The organism is Pseudomonas parafulva, assembly GCF_002021815.1.
Lineage (GTDB): Bacteria > Pseudomonadota > Gammaproteobacteria > Pseudomonadales > Pseudomonadaceae > Aquipseudomonas > Aquipseudomonas parafulva_B.
Genome location: NZ_CP019952.1, coordinates 3749603 through 3768404 on the forward strand (window position 1 = coordinate 3749603; position 18802 = coordinate 3768404).

15 protein-coding genes and 1 pseudogene are annotated in these 18802 nt (G+C 61.6%); 6 read left to right on the forward strand and 10 right to left on the reverse strand.

Features of this window, described 5'->3' with window-relative positions; all coding sequences use genetic code 11:
- Positions 1-437: 437 nt before the first annotated feature.
- The 6 genes and pseudogenes from B2J77_RS16850 (at position 438) to B2J77_RS16875 (ending at position 8257) form a co-directional block, all read left to right on the forward strand.
- Positions 438-1150 (forward strand): annotated as a pseudogene (locus B2J77_RS16850) (ABC transporter permease).
- Positions 1151-1163: 13 nt separating this feature from the next.
- Complete coding sequence (locus tag B2J77_RS16855; protein WP_058637469.1) at positions 1164-2075, forward strand: glycine betaine ABC transporter substrate-binding protein; 912 nt, start codon at positions 1164-1166, stop codon at positions 2073-2075.
- Positions 2072-2725, forward strand: a complete 654-nt coding sequence (locus B2J77_RS16860) for an ABC transporter permease (RefSeq protein WP_023533317.1) — start codon at positions 2072-2074, stop codon at positions 2723-2725. Before B2J77_RS16855 ends, B2J77_RS16860 begins: the two co-directional genes overlap by 4 nt.
- Positions 2722-3879: a betaine/proline/choline family ABC transporter ATP-binding protein gene (locus tag B2J77_RS16865; protein ID WP_078479073.1), complete on the forward strand. Its 1158-nt coding sequence runs from the start codon at positions 2722-2724 to the stop codon at positions 3877-3879. The genes B2J77_RS16860 and B2J77_RS16865 overlap by 4 nt, the downstream gene beginning before the upstream one ends.
- A 468-nt stretch (positions 3880-4347) precedes the next feature.
- Positions 4348-5511 (forward strand): type III PLP-dependent enzyme, encoded by a 1164-nt coding sequence (locus tag B2J77_RS16870; protein ID WP_058637467.1) that lies wholly within the window; start codon positions 4348-4350, stop codon positions 5509-5511.
- A 190-nt stretch (positions 5512-5701) separates the two neighbouring features.
- A complete protein-coding gene (locus B2J77_RS16875; RefSeq protein WP_078479074.1) occupies positions 5702-8257 on the forward strand; it encodes a PepSY domain-containing protein in 2556 nt (851 codons plus the stop codon).
- Positions 8258-8315: 58 nt separating this feature from the next.
- Here the strand turns inward: B2J77_RS16875 and B2J77_RS16880 are convergent, their stop codons facing one another.
- From B2J77_RS16880 to pilW, 10 genes are all read right to left on the reverse strand, one after another.
- On the reverse strand, positions 8316-9107 hold the full coding sequence (locus B2J77_RS16880) for an amidohydrolase (RefSeq protein ID WP_078479075.1): 792 nt from the start codon (positions 9105-9107) through the stop codon (positions 8316-8318).
- Positions 9095-10243, reverse strand: coding sequence for a pyridoxal phosphate-dependent aminotransferase (locus tag B2J77_RS16885; protein ID WP_058637465.1), 1149 nt, complete (start codon positions 10241-10243; stop codon positions 9095-9097). The genes B2J77_RS16880 and B2J77_RS16885 overlap by 13 nt, the downstream gene beginning before the upstream one ends.
- Before the next feature lie 138 nt (positions 10244-10381).
- The gene (locus tag B2J77_RS16890) at positions 10382-10930 is read right to left on the reverse strand and encodes a hypothetical protein (RefSeq protein ID WP_058637464.1); all 549 of its coding nucleotides are present in this window, start codon (positions 10928-10930) and stop codon (positions 10382-10384) included.
- A 268-nt stretch (positions 10931-11198) separates the two neighbouring features.
- Complete coding sequence (der, locus tag B2J77_RS16895; RefSeq protein WP_023533412.1) at positions 11199-12662, reverse strand: ribosome biogenesis GTPase Der; 1464 nt, start codon at positions 12660-12662, stop codon at positions 11199-11201.
- Between the two features lie 115 nt (positions 12663-12777).
- Entirely contained in the window at positions 12778-13920 is a 1143-nt protein-coding gene (gene bamB, locus B2J77_RS16900) for an outer membrane protein assembly factor BamB (protein WP_058637463.1), read from the reverse strand.
- Entirely contained in the window at positions 13921-14562 is a 642-nt protein-coding gene (locus tag B2J77_RS16905) for a tetratricopeptide repeat protein (protein ID WP_078479076.1), read from the reverse strand. It lies immediately after the preceding gene.
- Positions 14563-14601: 39 nt separating this feature from the next.
- Positions 14602-15891, reverse strand: a complete 1290-nt coding sequence (hisS, locus tag B2J77_RS16910) for a histidine--tRNA ligase (protein WP_058637461.1) — start codon at positions 15889-15891, stop codon at positions 14602-14604.
- A gap of 25 nt (positions 15892-15916) precedes the next feature.
- Entirely contained in the window at positions 15917-17026 is a 1110-nt protein-coding gene (gene ispG, locus B2J77_RS16915) for a flavodoxin-dependent (E)-4-hydroxy-3-methylbut-2-enyl-diphosphate synthase (protein ID WP_058637460.1), read from the reverse strand.
- 3 nt (positions 17027-17029) lie between these two features.
- Entirely contained in the window at positions 17030-18040 is a 1011-nt protein-coding gene (locus B2J77_RS16920) for a RodZ domain-containing protein (RefSeq protein ID WP_078479077.1), read from the reverse strand.
- Positions 18037-18798 carry a type IV pilus biogenesis/stability protein PilW gene (gene pilW, locus B2J77_RS16925; RefSeq protein ID WP_058637458.1) on the reverse strand — a complete coding sequence of 254 codons (762 nt, stop codon included), beginning with the start codon at positions 18796-18798 and terminating at the stop codon, positions 18037-18039. Before pilW ends, B2J77_RS16920 begins: the two co-directional genes overlap by 4 nt.
- Between the last annotated feature and the right edge of the window lie 4 nt (positions 18799-18802).

Sequence of the window (18802 nt, forward strand, 5' to 3'; positions counted from 1 at the left end):
GGCGGACGGTCGGGTACCGCCCCGTCCCTCGCTGGCAAGTCAGCGCCTACCTGAGGTGCGCAAACGCCTGCCGTGCGGGGATGGGAACTGGCGCTGCACAGGCAGAACGCGAATACGTGCAAGACCAGTGCTTTCAACGTCTACAGCTGCATTTATCGATTCTTTTCACTTGCTAGATCGCTGTTAACCAGTGATTAGTGCTGGCCAAACGCCCCCTGAGATGGGAACCTTTGCGCCCGAGGAGACGTCCACTCCCCTGTAAACCGCTTCGGTTGGGGAACGGTTTCACCAGCGTTTTCGAACCCGACGGGGTTTGGCTCATGGCCTGATCGGCGCCTATGGCTCGCATCGGGCTGCTAATCGCGAACACACCACCGCTGCCTCCCGGGGCTGGCCAAGAAGAAGTGTGCTCGCCGACGACAAGAAGGAGTCCACCTGTGGCGACACGCTACGGAAAAGGGCTGTTGGGATGGGCCGCCGTGCTCGTCATCCTGGCCCTGCTGGTCCACTGGATCGGCCTCGACACGATCGCGCGCTACCGCGATGATCTGACGTTCTACCTGCAAGCGCACCTGGTTCTGGTGCTGGCTTCGATGGCGGCGGCATTGGCCGTGGGCATCCCCGCCGGCATTGCCTTGAGTCGACCGCATAGGGTCGACAAAGCCGAGCGGTTCATGCAGTTCTTCAACATTGGCAACACCATCCCCCCCTGGCTGTACTGGCCATCGCCCTGAGCGTACTAGGTATCGGCGCAGGCCCTGCCATTTTCGCCCTGTTTCTCGCCTCCCTCCTGCCCATCGTGCGCAACACCTACGAAGGGCTTAAAAACGTTCCCGCCTCGCTCAAGGAAGCCGCTACCGGTATCGGCATGACGCCGCGCCAGCAGTTGTGGCAGATGGAGCTGCCCAATGCCGTGCCCATCATCGTCGGTGGCGTGCGTGTAGCACTGGCGCTGAACGTGGGCACCGCCCCGCTCGCCTTCCTGATCGGTGCCAACAGCCTGGGCAGCCTGATTTTCCCCGGCATTGCCCTTAACAACCAGCCCCAGCTCTTGCTGGGCGCCGCTTGTACGGCACTGCTGGCATTGCTGCTGGACGCACTGGTGACGTTCGCCAGCAAGCGCTGGCTGGAACGTGGCCTGGCCCAATAACCCGAGGAAAACCATGAAGAACGCAATCGCCTTGCTCCTGGGCGCGGTCCTGCTGTCGGCGGGTTTTGCCCAGGCGGCAGACAAACCGTTGATCCGTATCGGCGCCCGGGTGTTCACCGAACAGACCGTGCTGGCCGAAATCACTGCTCAATACCTGCGCGCCAATGGCTTCGAGGTGCGCGTCACTGGCGGCCTGGGCAGCAGCCTGGCCCGTCAGGCGCAGGAAACCGGGCAGCTTGACCTGATGTGGGAATACACCGGGGTCTCGCTGGTGTCCTACAACCATGTGGAAGAACGCATGCCCAGCGCGGCGGCCACCTATGCCCGAGTCAAGGCTCTGGATGCCGAAAAGGGACTGGTCTGGCTCAAGCCTTCCAAGTTCAGCAACACCTATGCATTGGCATTGCCCAGCGAAGTGGCCAAGGCCTACCCGCAGGTCAACACCATCAGCCAGTTGAACCAGGTGTTGATGGACGAGCAGGCGCGCAAGCATGTGGTTGCGCTGGACACCGAGTTCGCCAACCGGCCCGACGGCCTGGATGGCCTGCAGGCGCGATATGGCATGCACCTGGAGCGCGCCAACATCCGTCAGATGGACGCAGGCCTGGTCTACACCGCGCTGCGCAATGCCCAGGTGTTCGCAGGCCTGGTGTACACCACCGATGGCCGACTCAACGCGTTCAAGCTCAAGCTGCTTGAAGACGACAAGCACTACTTCCCGGATTACACGGCAGGCCCGGTGGTGCGCAAGGCCGTGCTCGACGCTCATCCGCAGTTGGCCAGCCTGCTCGCCCCCCTTGCCGAACAATTGGACGACGAGACCATGCGCCAACTCAACGCCAAGGTCGATGTGCAGCACCAAAGCCCCTCCTCGGTCGCAGCCGCCTTCCTGCGAGAACATCCCCTGAAGGAGGTGACGCCATGACATTGTTCGATACCTTCGCGCACCTGGACTGGGCCCTGGTGTTGCAGCTGACCTGGCAGCACATCATGTTGGTGGGCGTGGCCGTGGGCCTGGCCATCCTGATCGGCGTGCCGCTGGGCATCGTCATGACCCGCTTCCCCTTCCTGGCCGGGCCCGTGCAGGCCAGCGCCACGGTGCTGCTGACCATCCCGTCGATCGCCCTGTTCGGGCTGCTGTTGCCGTTCTACTCCACCTTCGGCCAGGGCCTGGGCCCGCTGCCTGCCATCACGGCGGTGTTCCTCTATTCCCTGCTACCAATCTTGCGTAACACCTACCTGGCGCTGACCAACGTCGAGCCCGGTATTCGCGAGGCTGCCCGGGGCATCGGCATGACCTTCGGTCAACGCCTGCGCATGGTCGAGTTGCCCATCGCAGTACCGGTGATCCTCGCCGGCGTGCGTACTGCCGTGGTGATGAACATCGGCGTGATGACCATCGCCGCCACCATTGGGGCCGGTGGCCTGGGCGTACTCATCCTCACCTCCATCAGCCGCAGCGACATGTCGATGCTGCTGGTCGGCGCAGTACTGGTCAGCCTGCTGGCGATCATCGCCGACCTGCTCCTGCAAACCCTGCAACGTGCCCTGACTCCAGAAGGAATGCGCTCATGATCGAACTGAAGAACCTCAGCAAGACCTTCAACGTCAACGGCAAGGACGTCAAGGCCGTGGACGCGGTCAGCCTCACGGTCAACGAAGGCGAAATCTGCGTGTTCCTGGGCCCGTCAGGGTGCGGCAAGAGCACCACACTGAAGATGATCAACCGCCTGATTACCCCCACCTCGGGGCAGGTGTTCATCAATGGCGAAGACACCAGCGGCCTGGACGAAGTCAGCCTGCGTCGTCACATCGGCTATGTGATCCAGCAGATCGGCCTGTTTCCGAACATGACCATCGAGGAGAACATTACCGTCGTGCCGCGCCTGCTCGGGTGGGACAAGCAGCGCTGCGCCGAGCGCGCCCGCGAGCTGATGCACATGATCAAGCTCGAGCCCAAGCAGTACCTGCAGCGCTACCCCCGCGAACTCTCCGGTGGCCAGCAGCAGCGGATCGGGGTGATCCGCGCCCTGGCAGCCGACGCCCCGGTGCTGTTGATGGACGAGCCGTTCGGCGCCGTGGACCCCATCAACCGGGAGATGATCCAGAACGAATTCTTCGAGATGCAGCGGGCCTTGAACAAGACCGTGATCATGGTCAGCCATGACATCGACGAAGCCATCAAGCTGGGCGACAAGATTGCCATCTTCCGGGCGGGCAAGCTGTTGCAGCTGGATCACCCAGACACCTTGCTAGCGCACCCGGCCGATGACTTCGTGAGCAACTTCGTCGGCCAGGACAGCACCCTCAAGCGGCTACTGCTGGTACGTGCCGAAGATGCGGCTGACAATGCCCCGGCGGTGAACCCGCAGACCCCAGTGGCTGATGCGCTGGAACTGCTGGACGAACATGATCGCCGCTACGTGGTGGTGACCGACGCCACGAACAAGGCGCTCGGCTATGTGCGCCGACGCGACATGCACCGCCAGCAAGGCACGTGCGCCGACTTCCTGCGGCCATTCAACGCCACGGCGGCACACGATGAAAACCTGCGTATCCTGTTGTCGCGCATGTACGAGTTCAACCGCGCCTGGCTGCCGGTACTGGACGCCGAGCAGGTGTTCCTGGGCGAGGTCACCCAGGAGTCGATTGCGGCCTACCTGAGCTCGGGCCGCTCACGCGGGGCGAAATCCACCATTGTCTCGCCCGCCGAGATGGTGACGTCCTAAAAGCCTTTCATCGCAAAAAAGGCGTGACGAGGGCGGACGGAATAAAAAATTCATGGACCGTTTTCTGAACGCCAGTACCAGGCTCGGGTGGCCATAAATATGAACACCCGAGCCTACCTGCCGCACCGCTCGATCATCTCCAAATGCGCCTCGTGCCCAAGCGGAGGGGCTTGGGTTTACGCACCCTACCCAGGGCTATTCCACAATTCTTTACGTCTGACGCGCACTGGGGAACACCAGCCGTTCACATGGGTCGTTAATCCCAGGCGTGGCAATTCGAACATCGCCGATTCGCCAGGGATTGCCTGTTGATTCTGCCGAGTTCACGCCCTAAAGTGCGCGCCGAACGTCCATGCTGGAAACGATCCATCCGGCTCAAGTACTGAGTAGGCGAACCAAAGTGGGGATACGGAGGGCGTTCAGTTTGCAGCCACTTAAATTTTCAGTTTGCCCATGGAGTCCCTGAGCATGTCGATCCAGGTCGAAGACTATTTCGCACGCGACACCTTCCAGAAGATGAAGGCGTTTGCCGACAAACAGGAAACGCCGTTCGTACTCATCGATACCCAGATGATCAGCAAGGCTTATGACGACCTGCGCGCCGGCTTCGAATTCGCCAAGGTGTACTACGCCGTCAAGGCCAATCCAGCCGTCGAGATCATCGACCTGCTCAAGGACAAGGGCTCGAACTTCGACATCGCCTCCATCTACGAGCTGGACAAGGTGATGAACCAGGGTGTCAGCGCCGATCGCATCAGCTACGGCAACACCATCAAGAAATCCAAGGACATTCGTTACTTCTTCGAGAAGGGTGTGCGCCTGTACGCCACCGACTCCGAGGCCGACCTGCGCAACATCGCCAAGGCCGCGCCGGGCTCGAAGGTGTATGTGCGTATCCTGACCGAAGGCTCCACCACTGCCGACTGGCCGCTGTCGCGCAAGTTCGGTTGCCAGACCGACATGGCCATGGACCTGTTGATCCTCGCCCGTGACCTGGGCCTGGTGCCCTATGGCATCTCCTTCCATGTGGGCTCGCAACAGCGCGACATCAGCGTGTGGGACGCCGCTATCGCCAAGGTGAAGGTGATCTTCGAGCGACTCAAGGAAGAAGACGGCATCGAACTGAAGCTGATCAACATGGGCGGCGGCTTCCCGGCCAACTACATCACCCGTACCAACAGCCTGGAAACCTACGCCGAGGAGATCATTCGCTTCCTCAAGGAAGACTTCGGCGACGACTTGCCGGAAATCATCCTGGAGCCGGGCCGTTCGCTGATTGCCAACGCCGGCATCCTGGTCAGCGAAGTGGTGCTGGTAGCACGCAAGTCGCGCACGGCCGTCGAGCGCTGGATCTACACCGACGTCGGCAAATTCTCGGGCCTGATCGAAACCATGGACGAGTCCATCAAGTTCCCGATCTGGACCGAGAAAAAGGGCGAAACCGAGGAAGTGGTCATCGCCGGCCCTACCTGTGACAGCGCCGACATCATGTACGAGCACTACAAGTATGGTCTGCCGCTGAACCTGGCAATCGGCGATCGCCTGTACTGGCTGTCGACCGGTGCCTACACCACCAGCTACAGCGCGGTGGAGTTCAATGGGTTCCCGCCGCTCAAAGCCTACTATCTGTAATCCATGACGGGGCCCAAAGGCCCCGTTTTCATGCCTGCGCAATAAAGCCGACCGCACCTCGATCCCCGGCGTCACACCAGCAGCTAATCACCTTGTGAATGTGAACGAATCTCAATTGCCGCGTGCAGGAGCTTCCATTAACATCCGCCAGCGCTACGCAGGGTGCGGCGGCGATACAAGGTGAACGAAGGTGCTGAAGAAGACGCTGTTCCAGCTGCATTGGTTATTCGGCATCACGGCCGGGCTGGTACTTGCAGTAATGGGTATCACTGGGGCGCTCTATTCGTTTCAGGACGAACTGCTGAGCGCGCTCAATGCCGATGTGCTGCGCGTAGAGGTACGGCCTGACGGCGTGCTGCCGCCTGCTGAGTTGGTGCAACGTGTCGAATCCCAGCAACACGACAAGGTCGCCATGCTGTGGGTCGACGTTCGTGAAGGCGAAGCCGCGAGGATCTTTTTCACCCCTGCACCGGGCGAGCGGCGCGGTCCGTTGCGCTACGCAGACCCGTATACGGGCCAGCTGCTGGGCGAGGTGTCGGGGCAAGGCTTCTTCACCCTCATGCTTACGCTTCACCGCTTTCTGGCCATGGGCGACACGGGCAGGCAGATCACCGGTGCCTCGACGCTGCTGCTGGTGTTCTTCTGCCTGTCGGGCCTGTACCTGCGGTGGCCGCGCCATGCCACAAACTGGCGAACCTGGCTGACGCTGGATTGGGCCAAAAAAGGCCGTGCGTTCAACTGGGACCTGCACGCCGTAGCAGGCACCTGGTGCCTGCTCTTCTACCTGTTGTTCGCCCTGACGGGCCTGTTCTGGTCCTACGAATGGTACCGGGAGGGTCTGAACCGGCTACTGGCCGATCCGCCGGTCGCCGGGCAGCCGCAGCCGCAACTGAAAAAAGACCGGCGCTCCGGAGCTGCGTCTATCGACCCAAAGGCACCGGCGCTGAACGTCGACTACGACGCCATCTGGGCCAGCCTGCGCAACGCCGCAGGTCCACGCCTTGCCAGTTACAACCTGCGCCTGCCCCCAGTCGGCGGTCAACCTGCCAATCTGTTCTATCTGCTGGATAACGCCGACCATCCCAGGGCCTTCGACACCTTGGTCCTGGACCCTGCCAGTGGCAAGGTCAGCCTTCACGAACGCTACAGTGATAAATCATTCAAGGCCCAATTGCTCCAGAGCGTGTACGCACTGCATGTCGGGGAATACTTTGGCCTGGTTGGGCGCATCGTCCTGACCTTGGCCAGCCTGGCCATGCCGGTCTTCTTCGTCACAGGCTGGCTGCTCTACCTGGATCGACGGCGCAAGAAACGTCAGGTTAGGGCTGCCCGCCGCCACGTGACCCCCGATGAAGTCAACAGCGAGAGCTGGCTGATCGGCTACGCCAGCCAGAGTGGTATGGCCGAGCAGCTGGCCTGGCAAAGCGCCGGGCAACTACAGGCGGCAGGCTTGCCAGTGCAGGTCAAGGCGTTGGGTACGTTGTGTGAAGAAGATCTGCGTGCGGCACGCCGTGCGTTGTTCGTCGTCAGTACCTTCGGGGATGCAGAAGCCCCTGACAACGCGCGAGGCTTTGAGCGCAACGTGCTGGGTCAGCCTTTGCCCTTGCAGACCCTCAGCTATGCCCTGCTGGCGCTGGGTGATCGTCAATACCCACAGTTCTGCGGGTTCGCCCGTCGGCTTCAGACGTGGTTGACCGAGCGTGGTGCTCGCTGTGCATTTGACCCCGTGGAGGTCGACAACGCCGATCAGGCAGCCCTTCAGCAGTGGCATCAGGCGCTGGCGCTTCTGACCGGCACCGCGCCGGTATCCGCTTGGCAAGCCCCCCGTTTCGGCAACTGGTCGCTGACCCGCCGTGAATTGCTCAACCCTGGCAGCCAGGGCCAGCCGGTGTATCTGCTCGGCCTGCAGGCGCAGGAGCCTGCTGTGTGGGAAGCCGGCGACCTGGTGGAGATTATGCCGCTCAATGGTCGGTCGAGGGTCGATGCCTTCGTCAAAGGCCTGGGCCTGGACGCCGACACGCGAGTGCAGGTCGAGGGGGTGGGAGAAACGCTCGCTCAGGCACTGGCAGGCCGTCAGTTACCTGCCGTCGGTGGGCATCTGGTCGGGCTGCATGCCCAGGCGGTGGTGGACGCACTGGTGCCGCTCGGCAGCCGCGACTATTCCATCGCCTCGATTGCCAGTGACGGGGTGCTGGAGCTGATCGTGCGCCAGGAGCGACACCCAAGTGGCGACTTGGGCGTAGGCTCTGGTTGGCTGACCGAATACCTGCCGCTCGATGGCACACTGAGCCTGAGGCTAAAGCGCAACAGTGGCTTCCATATGCCCCAGGGCAATGTACCGATGATCCTGATCGGCAACGGTACTGGCCTGGCGGGCCTGCGCAGTCTGCTAAGGGCCCGCGTCGCTGCGGGCGAGCGGCGTAACTGGCTACTGTACGGCGAACGCAATCGCGCCCATGATTTTCTGTGTGGCAACGAGCTGCAAGGGTTGCTCGCCGCTGGGGATCTGGCACGGCTGGACCTGGCGTTCTCTCGCGACCAGGCCGAAAAAATCTACGTGCAGGATGTGTTGTTGCAACAGGCCGCGCTGTTCGAACGCTGGATGGATGAAGGTGCCTGCGTGTACGTCTGCGGTAGCCTGCAGGGCATGGCCGCTGGCGTCGATGCGGCACTTGCAGGCCTGCTTGGAGATGCTGCCGTGCAACGTCTGATCGAAGAGGGGCGATACCGGCGGGATGTGTACTGATCGGCAACGAGCAAAGCCGGCGTCCTGGCAGTAATCCTCCAGGACGCCGGCGCTGCGATCAGTGCAACTCGAAGGTATCGGCATCCAGGTTGGCCGGGAACTTGGCTCTGTAAGCGGCCAGTTCCGAGGCACTCAATACCACGGTGAACACGCCATCGGCCTCTCCAGCACTGAGCAAGCTCTCGCCCTGAAAATCCAGCACCTGGCTGTCACCGCTGTACGCGAAGCTCTTGCCGTCAATGCCCACCCGGTTCACCGCCGCCACATAGCACAGGTTTTCGATCCCTCGCGCCGGCAATAGGCGGTTCCAGTGCAGACGCCGCGCCGCCGGCCAGTTGGCTGTGTACAACAGCAGGTCGGTGTCGGTGGCATCCCGGCTCCAGACCGGGAAGCGCAGGTCGTAGCAAATGAGCGGGCGAATGCGCCAGCCCTTGAGCTCGAACTGCACCTGCCGCTCGCCTGGCGTGTAGTGCTCGTGCTCACCGGCCATGCGGAACAGGTGACGCTTGTCGTAGTGCAGGATCTCGCCATCAGGCCTTGCCCAGAGCAGGCGGTTACGGTGGCTGCCATCGGCCGCCTGAATGATCACGCTTCCCGTGACCACGGCGTTGCACCTCTTCGCCTGAGCCTTGAGCCACTTGTACGTGGGGCCATTCTCCGGCTCGGCGAGGCTTTCGGACTGCATGGAAAACCCGGTGGTGAACATTTCCGGCAAGATCACCAGGTCCACCTCCCCCACCTGCTCAAGCAGCACGTCGAAATGGGCGAAGTTGGCTTCCCGGTCGTGCCAGGCCAGGGTGGTCTGCACCAGAGCCAGCCTGAGGTCTGGCAGCGTACTTAGATCGCGCATAGTTTCTCCGCTGCCTGACGCAGCGTCTCCTCTCGTTTGGCAAAGCACAGGCGCAGCAGCCGTTGACCGGGAACAGCTTGCTGATAGAACACCGAGATCGGGATGGTGGCCACACCATGCTCGCGGGTCAACCACGTCGCCATCTGCACGTCATCGAGGTCCGGACGAATATGCGAATAATCAACCAGCTGAAAATAAGTGCCGGCCGTGGGGGTGAACCTGAATCGCGAATCTTGCAACAAGCCGCAGCACAGGTCGCGCTTGGCTTGATAGAAAGCCGGTAACGCATCGACATGTTCGGGATGCTCGGCCATGAAGTCAGCCAGGGCGTACTGCAAAGGAGTCACGCCACAAAAGTTGACGTATTGATGCACCTTGCGCAGTTCGGTGGTGAGGGCCGGCGGTGCGATGACATAGCCCGTCTTCCAGCCGGTGACGTGATATGTCTTGCCAAAGGAACTGACCACGAACGCACGTCTGTAGAGCTGCTCGTGAGCCAGTACGCAAGCATGCTGCACGTCGTCATAGACCAGGTGCTCGTAGACTTCATCGCTCAGTACGTAGATGTCTCGATTGGCGATCAGCTGCGCCAGCTGGTCCAGATCCTTCCGGGACAGCAAGGCACCGCTTGGGTTATGGGGCGAGTTGAGCACGACCAGACGTGTGCGTGGCGTAAGTGCGTCCGCGAACTGCTGCCAATCGATGGCAAAGTCGCTGGGGTCCAGCTGCAGATGCACGCAACGGCCCCCGGCCAGTGCCACCGAGGGCGCGTAGCTGTCGTAACAGGGGTCGAAGATGATGACCTCGTCCCCTGGCCGCACAACAGCCTGGATAGCGCAGAAGATCGCCTCCGTCGCGCCGGGCGTAATCGTCACTTCATGGTCGGGGTCTACCGTCGCACCATAGAGGCGCTTGACCTTCAAGGCCACCTGCTGGCGTAAGGCTGCAAGGCCCGACATTGGCGCGTATTGATTGTGACCCGCCATGACATGTCGGCCCACCGACTCGAGCAGGGCCTGGGGCCCGTTGAAATCCGGGAAGCCCTGCGAAAGGTTCAGCGCCCCGGTCTGGGCGGCGAGCTCTGACATGGTGGTAAAGATGGTCGTGCCGACGTTCGGCAATTTGCTGGGGATCATGGCGCCCTCGCTCCTGGTGCAGCCGGCACGGGAAGAAAGCACGAGCATAGCGGATCGTTTCGTCGGTAAGAAGCCGGTCAGAGCGTGAGTCGCACGTCACAAGCTTTCCCGACGATCACTGTCGGGGCTAGCTCCACCCTATGCCTGGGTGACGAACTCCAGTATGAAAGTCGCTGCGGGCGCCACATCCGTAGTATGGAAACGCAACCTGTCGCTTGGCTGGCTCTCCCAGACAGGTATGTTTTTCGTATCATTAGGCTTGATGCTGAACCAGGTCCAGCCAACTGGGACTTTTTTGTAGCCGACTAACACGCGATCGTGGGCCGAGACATGGCGGGCATCGAGGGTTTGCAATTGAACCTGATTCACATTGGGCTCGCCGTCAATGTTCCCGGCCAGGTGGATAATTTGCAGGGCAGGACCGGGCGTGCCCAGCTCTGTGTCCGATGCATGAAGGACACGCCCACCACGTCCAGTAACCTGCTTGCCTGCTGACGTTCGAAATTCAAACGCCATACCCCCCTCGAGCGATGGGTGAGCGAGCATTCCGATGTCGAAGCACTCGGGCGTATCAAGCGTTCCGGCTACCTGCAGTTCATTCAAATGATTGACGATAATTGCGTGACGTTCGCCATCCTTGAGCAGATAGAGCTTACCCTTGGCTTTTTGTAAAAAGATATCGTTCATGATGTTCCCTTTGATTGATCCAGCACAGCATTCACAGGTACGTGAATAGCCAATGAGCCACCAATGAGGAGCACAGACTCAGCGCCTCGTGCACTACCCGCACACAAACTACCGGTGCAAAGTGGAAGGCGGCATAGATCAATGTTTCCTCCCGAGCTTGGCGGCATGGCCGTACTCGTGAGGAAACAGGAAACAGGGTGCGGCGCTGGAGACGCGCGGCACGGGGGGCGAAGCATGGAACGGGCAGCGTGACGCGCCCAGCAGGCGCCTATCGCTTATCGCGACGTTTCTTCTCAGCCTTCTTGTGGTGCGACATCAAGCGACGCTTCTTGTTGACCTGGCGGTCTGTGAGGGTGTTCTTCTTGCCCTCGTACGGGTTCTCACCGCCCTTGTACTCGATGCGAATCGGCGTGCCGACCAGCTTGAGCACGCGACGGTAGGTGTTTTCCAGGTAACGCGAGTACGACTTGGGAATGCTGTCGGTTTGGTTGCCATGGATCACGATCAGCGGCGGGTTGGCCCCACCCAGGTGCGCATAACGCAGTTTGATGCGACGGCCGTTGACCAGCGGCGGCTGGTGCTCGCTGACGGCGTCTTCGAGGATCTGCGTCAGACGGCTGGTCGGCCAGCGGGTCACAGCCGAGGTGAATGCGGCCTGCACCGACTTGTACAGGTTGCCCACGCCGGTGCCGTGCAGGGCCGAAATGAAGTGGATATCGGCGAAGTCAACGAAGAACAGCCGGCGCTCCAGTTCGGTCTTCACATAGGCACGCTCACCCGGCTCCATGCCATCCCACTTGTTCAGGGCGATGACGATGGCGCGGCCAGCTTCCAGGGCAAAGCCCAGCAGGTTCAGGTCATGATCGACCACACCTTCGCGAGCATCCATGACGAAGATCACCACGTTGGCGTCCTTGATCGCCTGCAGCGTCTTGACCACCGAGAACTTTTCGACTTCCTCGTGGATCTTGCCGCGCTTGCGCACACCGGCGGTGTCGATGAAGGTGTACTTGTCACCATCACGCTCGAACGGGATGTAGATACTGTCGCGGGTGGTACCCGGCTCGTCGTAAACCACCACGCGCTCTTCACCGAGCATGCGGTTGACCAGGGTCGACTTGCCGACGTTGGGGCGACCAATGATGGCGATCTTGATGCCATCCTTTTCGCTTGGGCCAGGGATGCGCACGGCCTCTTCGCCTTCGGCGACATCCTGGTCCAAGGCTTCTTCTTCGGCATCGCGCGGCAAGTGGCCGAGTACGGCCTCCATCAACGCATTGATACCTCGACCCTGGGAGCCTGCTACCGGAATGGCATTGCCCATGCCCATCGGCGAGAACTCGGCGCGGGCAACGTCAGCGTCGATATTGTCGATCTTGTTGGCGACCAGGATCGCCGCCTTGTTGCGCTTGCGCAGGTGCTCGGCAATCATTTGGTCTGCCGCCGTCATGCCTGCACGGGCATCGACCAGGAACAGCACATAGTCGGCTTCTTCGATGGCCATGAGCGACTGCTCGGCCATTTTTTCGTCCATGCCCACTTCATCACCGGTGATGCCACCGGTGTCGATGAGGATGAAGGAGCGACCCTGCCAGCTGGCATCGCCGTACTGGCGATCACGGGTCAGGCCCGACAGGTCACCCACGATGGCATCGCGGGTCTTGGTCAGGCGGTTGAACATGGTGGATTTGCCGACGTTCGGGCGGCCCACCAGGGCGATTACGGGAACCATTCGGCTCTCCACTCTTGAATTCTTGAAAATACAAAGGCCGCTGCAAGGCAGCGGCCGGAGTTCGGGCGGCGTGTCCTACGCCGCAGCCTGAAGCCGCACGGCTTCAAGCATAGCTTCAGCGGATAGTCAGTGCCTCGAGCTTGCCGCTGTTGCCGAAGACATAGATGGTATCCCCAACCACCAGTGGCCGTGCGCGCAGGCCACTGCTGTCGACACGCTCACGGCCAACGAAGCGACCGTCGACCTGGCTGAGCAGGTGCAGGTAGCCTTCGAAGTCGCCTACTGCCACGTAGCTGCTGTACACCTCGGGGGCGGTCAGCTGGCGACGGGCCATGGCATCGTTGGACCACAAGGCGCTAGAGGATCGCTCATCGACGCTTTCCACGGTACCCGAGGCTTCGCTCACGTAGACGTTGCCAAAGCCTTGGGCGACCCCTACGTAGCTGGAGGCATCACGCTGCCAGAGCACGCGGCCGCTTTCCAAGTCCAGGCCCGCAACGCGCCCCTGGTACGTGCTGACGTACAGGGTACCACCAGAAAGCAGCAGGCCGCCGTCGATGTCGACGACACGCTCAAGCTCCGAACGGCCCTGCGGGATCGCCACACGGCTTTCCCATACAGGTACGCCATTGCTGATGTCGACTGCCACGACCTTGCCGGTGGAAAGGCCCGCGACTGCCAGGCGGTTGGTCACGACGGGCGCGCCGGTGCCGCGAAGGGTCAGTACCGCCGGGGTGCTTTCATAGATCCAGCGACGGTCACCAGTGGCGGCATCCAGCCCGATCAGGCGATCGTCCTGGGTCTGCACCACCACTACATCACCGTTGTTGGCCGGAGGCGCCAGCACTTCGCTGGTCACGCGGGCGCGCCAGCGCTCCTCACCGGTGCTCGAATCCAGGGCGATCACTTCACCCTTGAGGGTGCCGAGCATCACCAGGCCATAGCCTACGCCAACCGCACCGGAAACCGGCAGGTCAAGGTCCTTGTTCCACACCACGTTGCCCGTGATGCGGTCCAGGGCATAGACATCCCCAGTGACGTCGGAGGCATAGATCCGGTCATTCTCGATGGCCGGCACGAGGGTATTGTAGGTTTCACCCTGGCCATCACCGATGGAGCGGCTCCACTGCTTCTTGAGCACCACTTCCTCGGTGAACTTGGTCAGCTCGGCAGGAGGCAGTTCCTTCTTGCTGTTGCTGCTGCACCCTGCGGCCAATACCGCCAAGGTCAGCACTGCTGCTTGTTTCCAACCGATCACTTACGCGTCCCCTCTGGCCAGATCATCGAGCTTCAACTGCAAGCCACCCACTGCCGCCTCGTCGGACAACGCAGCCTTGGCCTTTTCGTAGGCACCGTGCGCGTCAGCAGTGCGGCCCAGCTGTACCAGCAGGTCCCCTTTCAACTCCTCGCGACTGGCGAGGAAGGCTTTCTCGGCATCCCCATCCAGCAACTTGAGGGCATCCTCGGCCTTGTTCTGGGCAGCCAGCACACGGGCCAGACGCTGGCGTGCGATCTCGCCAAGGGTGGCGTCTGCTGGCTTGTCCACAATAGCCTTGAGCTCGCCAGCGGCATCGTCGAGCTTGCCGCTCTCGACCGCTACCTTGGCCACGAACAGGCTGCCGTACTGGGCATAGGTCGTGCCGCCGAACTCGCTCTTGAGCTTGCCGGCCAGTTCCGCAACCCGGGTGGCGTCCGGCTGACCCGTAGGCGTGAGGCTGGTTTCCAACAGCGCCTGATACAGCTGCGAGGCACCTTGCGACTGGTTGTTCTGGTACTTGTGCCAGGTGTTCCACCCCAGCACCACCACGCCGGCGAGCAGCGCGCCGGTCAGCAGCGGCTTGCCGTTACGGTTCCACCAGTCCTTGACCCCTGCCAGGTCATCATCATCGGTACTCGACACCCCAATACTCCTTTTCGCCTATTCGCTCGTTGAACCGCGTTACGCGTGTGCGATCGCGGTTTCCAGGTGCCCTGCAAGGGCATCCCAGGCAATGTTCTGTTGTTCGCCCTGACCACGCAGGGGTTTGAAGCCGACTTCCTGTTTGGCCAACTCGTCATCGCCAAGAATCAAGGCGAACAGCGCGCCGCTCTTGTCGGCTTTCTTGAACTGGCTCTTGAAACTGCCCCCGCCCGCATTCACGGCCAGACGCAGGCCGGGCAGACGGTCACGCACCGCTTCGGACAGTCGCAGGCCCGCCAACTCGGCCTGCTCGCCAAACGCGCAGAGGTAGACATCGACCTGACGGCTGATGGAGTCCGGTACCTTGCCCAGGGTTTCGAGCAGCAGAATCAGACGCTCGATACCCATGGCAAAGCCAACGCCAGGGGTAGGCTTGCCGCCCATTTGCTCCACCAGCCCATCGTAGCGGCCGCCGGCACATACGGTGCCCTGGGCGCCAAGCTTGTCAGTGACCCATTCGAAGACGGTCTTGCTGTAGTAATCCAGCCCCCGCACCAGCTTGGTGTTGAGCACGAATGGAATGCCGGCAGCGTCCAGGCGGGCCTTCAGGCCTACGAAGTGCGCACGGGATTCTTCGTCCAGGTAATCTTCGAGCTTCGGCGCATCGACCAGCACCGCCTGGGTATTGGTGTCCTTGCTGTCGAGGATGCGCAGCGGATTGCTCTTGAGGCGGCGCTGGCTGTCTTCGTCCAGTTGCTCCAGGCGCGCGGACAGGAACTCTACCAACGCGTCGCGGTAGCGGGCGCGCGCTTGGCTGGTGCCAAGGCTGTTGAGTTCGAGCTTGACCGCATCCTGAATACCCAGCAAGCCCCACAGGCGCCAGGTCAGCATGATCAACTCGGCATCGATGTCCGGGCCATCGAGGTTGAACACCTCCACACCGATCTGGTGGAACTGCCGGTAGCGGCCCTTCTGGGGGCGCTCGTGGCGGAACATTTGCCCGATGTACCACAGCTTCTGCACCTGGCCATTACCGGTGATGCCATGCTCCAGCACCGCGCGGACGCAGGCCGCCGTCCCTTCCGGACGCAACGTGAGCGAGTCGCCGTTGCGGTCCTCGAAGGTGTACATCTCCTTTTCGACAATATCGGTCACTTCACCGATCGAGCGCTTGAACAGCTCGGTGAATTCCACGATGGGCGTGCGGATCTGGCTGTACCCGTAGGTGTCCAGCAGGCCGGCAACGGTACCTTCGAAATAGCGCCACAACGGCGACTGCTCAGGCAGGATGTCGTTCATGCCACGGATGGCTTGCAGCGATTTGCTCACGAATGATCCTTACGAATTCTGTGTATCAGCCACGGACGATCAGTGCCGCGTCGGCTTCGACCTTCTCGGCCGCTTTCTGTCGGATGAGCCTTTCGAGATCATCGACCAGGTTGTCGTTGGTCAGTTTCTGCGCAGGTTTACCGTCGATGTAGACCAGGTTGGGCGTACCACCGGTGAGGCCGACATGCGCTTCCTTGGCCTCCCCCGGGCCATTGACCACACAGCCGATGACGGCCACGTCCAACGGAACCAGCAGGTCCTCGAGGCGCCCTTCGAGCTCGTTCATGGTTTTTACCACATCGAAATTCTGCCGCGAGCAGCTCGGGCAGGCGATGAAGTTGATGCCTCGTGAACGCAAATGCAGGGACTTGAGGATGTCATAGCCTACCTTGACCTCCTCCACCGGGTCTGCCGCCAGCGAAATGCGGATGGTATCGCCAATGCCTTCGGCCAGCAGCATACCTAGGCCAACGGCAGATTTCACCGTACCCGAACGCAGGCCACCGGCTTCGGTGATCCCCAGGTGCAGGGGTTGCACGATTTGCCGCGCCAACAGGCGATAGGCTTCGACGGCCATGAACACGTCCGACGCCTTGACGCTCACCTTGAAATCCTGGAAGTCGAGGCGATCAAGGTGCTCCACATGACGCAGCGCCGATTCGACCAGGGCAGCAGGCGTAGGCTCGCCGTACTTTTTCTGCAGGTCCTTTTCCAGTGAGCCTGCGTTGACCCCGATACGGATCGGGATACCGCGGTCGCGGGCGGCGTCCACGACGGCCCTGACCCGGTCTTCACGACCGATGTTGCCGGGGTTGATGCGCAGGCAGTCCACACCCAGCTCGGCCACGCGCAAAGCGATCTTGTAGTCGAAGTGAATGTCGGCGACCAGCGGCACACTGACCTGCTGCTTGATGCGGCCGAAGGCTTCGGCTGCGTCCATGTCAGGTACCGAGACGCGAACGATGTCCACACCGGCATCGACCAGACGCTGGATCTGCCCCACCGTGGCGGCGACATCATTGGTATCGGTATTGGTCATGCTCTGCACTGCAATGGGCGCATCACCACCCACCGGCACATTGCCGACCCATATCTTGCGGGATTCGCGACGTTTGATCGGGGATTGGCCGTGCATGAATTACTGTCCCAACTTCAGGCGAGCGGTTTCGCCACTGGTGAACGGGGCAACGTCGACGGACTGGCCGTTGTAGCTGACCTTGGCGCCACGGGCAAAGCCCAGGCGGAGCGCAAAGGGCGCCTTGCCAGTCAGCTCGAGGTTGTCCCCCTTGCGCTTGATGCCGCTGAACAGCACCTTGCCGTTGCCATCGGAAACCTGAGTCCAGCAATCGGCGACGAACTCAATCGCGACCTTGCCGCTGCCCGCTGGCGCAGCTGCGGGCTCGGCTGCGTCTGCGCTTGTCGCAGGTGTGGCTGCCGTCGGCGCGCTGACAACAGGGGTAGCAGTGGCCGGCACCGGAGCCGGCTGAGGCGTTGCGGTGCCAGTTACCGGAGCCGACCCAGCGGCTGGCGTGTCGGCCGCCGGTGCCTGACTGGTACTTGCAGCCTGCTGCTCGTCGGTGCTCTGGGCCAGCGGCAGGGGGGCGCTTTCAGGTTGCTGGGCGGCAGAGACGGCTTGGTCTTCGGGTTCGTCAAGCGGGTGAATCTGGGTGGTGCCGTCGGCGCTTTCGACCTCAACATGCTCAAGGGCAACGCTAGACAGGTCCTTGCCGCGCATGCTGCCCTGGTCCTGCCACCAGACGAAACCGCCACCCACCACAGCCAGCAGCAACAACAGGCTGACCCCGCGCAGGATATTGTGGGACAACCGTGAAGGCTCTTCGATACGCCCCAGCGAATGGACGTCGCTGCCTTTGGCGTGAGTGCCGGTGTAGCGATCGAAGGCTTCGACCAAGGCGGCCTGGTCCAGCTCCATCAACTTGGCATAGGCGCGAATGTAGCCTCGGGCGAAGGTATGCCCGGGCAGCTTGTCGAAGGCGCCGGTTTCCACATGGTTGAGCGAGCTGACAGTAAGATTGAGCTTGCGGGCCACCTCGGCTTGGGACCAGCCCCGTTTCTCACGGGCCAGGCGCAACAGCTCACCAGGGTTCTGGCCAGGCGCTACAGCTACTTCGGGATGCGCGGCGTTCATCGTTGCTCCGACAGGTATTGCTGATATTCCGGCGTACCGGGATAAAGTCGTTGTAATTGCTGCCCCAACTCGGCCACCGTGCCTTGTTCGTCGAACACCTTGGCAAGGCGGCTGCCCAGCAGCAGGCTCCGGGCATCGTGGCCACTCAACCGGCTGAAACGATCGTAGTAATCCCGGGCCGGCACATAATGCCTGTTTTCGTAGGACAACTCAGCCATTTCCAGCAACGCTTGTGGTTGTCGCTGGTTAAGCTGCAATGCTTTTTGCAAATAGGCGTGGGCCTGATCGCGCTGGCCGAGCCTCAAGGCTGTCAGGCCAAGGTTTTCATAAACCCGTGAACGCTCAGGATACAGGGTATCGGCGCTGGCAAGGCGAAACATCTGCTGCGCTTCGGCAAACCGCCCTTGAGCATAAAGGAAACTGCCGTAATTGTTGCGAATTCGCGTGGTGCCGGCACCCGCCGCGAGCGCTTGCTTGAAATGACGCTCCGCCAACAAAGGCTCGTCTTCGGCCTGATAGACCAATGCCAAGGCTGCATGCGCGTCGGCATCGTTGCCATCCAGCGCCAATGCCTTTGCCAAGGGCGCCTTGGCCTGGCCTAGCATCCCCTGTTGCAGGTAGCCCAGCCCCAGTTGCACATAAGCGCGCCCGGCCTCGACCCTGCGCTGTTCAGCCACCTGCGCATCGCTCCCTCCACCCGACATGCAGCCGGCGAGCAGCGAAAGCGCAAGGATCGGCAGCGCAGCGCGCAGGTTCATAGGC

What these genes read in the sequence shown, in the direction of transcription:
- B2J77_RS16855 (WP_058637469.1), top strand. Translation starts at nt 1,164, where the DNA reads ATGAAGAACGCAATCGCCTTGCTCCTGGGCGCGGTCCTGCTGTCGGCG.
- B2J77_RS16860 (WP_023533317.1), top strand. Translation starts at nt 2,072, where the DNA reads ATGACATTGTTCGATACCTTCGCGCACCTGGACTGGGCCCTGGTGTTG.
- B2J77_RS16865 (WP_078479073.1), top strand. Translation starts at nt 2,722, where the DNA reads ATGATCGAACTGAAGAACCTCAGCAAGACCTTCAACGTCAACGGCAAG.
- B2J77_RS16870 (WP_058637467.1), top strand. Translation starts at nt 4,348, where the DNA reads ATGTCGATCCAGGTCGAAGACTATTTCGCACGCGACACCTTCCAGAAG.
- B2J77_RS16880 (WP_078479075.1), bottom strand. Translation starts at nt 9,107, where the DNA reads ATGCGCGATCTAAGTACGCTGCCAGACCTCAGGCTGGCTCTGGTGCAG.
- B2J77_RS16885 (WP_058637465.1), bottom strand. Translation starts at nt 10,243, where the DNA reads ATGATCCCCAGCAAATTGCCGAACGTCGGCACGACCATCTTTACCACC.
- B2J77_RS16890 (WP_058637464.1), bottom strand. Translation starts at nt 10,930, where the DNA reads ATGAACGATATCTTTTTACAAAAAGCCAAGGGTAAGCTCTATCTGCTC.
- der (WP_023533412.1), bottom strand. Translation starts at nt 12,662, where the DNA reads ATGGTTCCCGTAATCGCCCTGGTGGGCCGCCCGAACGTCGGCAAATCC.
- ispG (WP_058637460.1), bottom strand. Translation starts at nt 17,026, where the DNA reads ATGCACGGCCAATCCCCGATCAAACGTCGCGAATCCCGCAAGATATGG.
- B2J77_RS16920 (WP_078479077.1), bottom strand. Translation starts at nt 18,040, where the DNA reads ATGAACGCCGCGCATCCCGAAGTAGCTGTAGCGCCTGGCCAGAACCCT.
- pilW (WP_058637458.1), bottom strand. Translation starts at nt 18,798, where the DNA reads ATGAACCTGCGCGCTGCGCTGCCGATCCTTGCGCTTTCGCTGCTCGCC.